The following is a 730-nucleotide window of genomic DNA, read 5'->3' as shown; positions in this document are numbered from 1 at the left end:
GGCTTTAACATATCATGATCAGACATGTATAAAGTTTTTACTCCTTTATTAACCAAGAGCCTTGCAACGTTACTGCCAAGTGAGCCTACTCCTATCAGTCCTACATTTAACCCTATCTCTGGTTGTCTTTTAGGTATCGTATCTATGCTAATCATTTGAACCTTCATACTTCCATTCTGATTCAATATTTCTTTATCGCAAAGAAACGATACGACTTCTGTACGTCCTTTATCTCCTCTAAAGATAACTACTATAGGTAAATTGTTATATTTTCTAACTAGCTTCGAAGTAATATATTCATTCACCCTTAGATATTCCAACAATTGATATAGAGTTTTAAATCGAGCCCACGAAGGAAGGCGAATTACAAGACAATCAGCATGATTGAATCCGCCGTCTGATTTAATATTAATAAGATAATCTAGACATGTACTTTTGGTTTCCCTATCGTCTGAGAAAAAATAAATGTAAGGATTGTTGAAATCAATATCATCTAAAGCATACTTATTGGAAATCACGCCATTTCTCGAAGTTGCCCCTGTACCCTTAAATTTATATTTAGAATGGATTAATTTATAAAGTTTTTTTTCTTTTGGTTTTAACTCTTTCATACAAGATTCTATAAATTCATTACTTAGAATTAATCTTGCAACCGTCGCTTGCTTTGGTATAATCTTTGAAGTTGGTAAATCTTCTTCTGGATCCCAAGTTTCTGTTATATTTGATTTCA

General features: G+C 32.5%; 1 protein-coding gene. It reads right to left on the bottom strand.

Annotated elements, in window-relative coordinates:
* On the bottom strand, window positions 1-730 hold a 730-nt coding region (locus VU18_RS18220; protein WP_047758597.1), incomplete at both ends, for a hypothetical protein.

This window comes from Geobacillus sp. ZGt-1, assembly GCF_001026865.1.
GTDB lineage: Bacteria > Bacillota > Bacilli > Bacillales > Anoxybacillaceae > Geobacillus > Geobacillus thermoleovorans.
The sequence above is the reverse complement of the archived record's forward strand: the minus strand, read 5'-3'. Positions and strand labels throughout refer to the sequence as shown.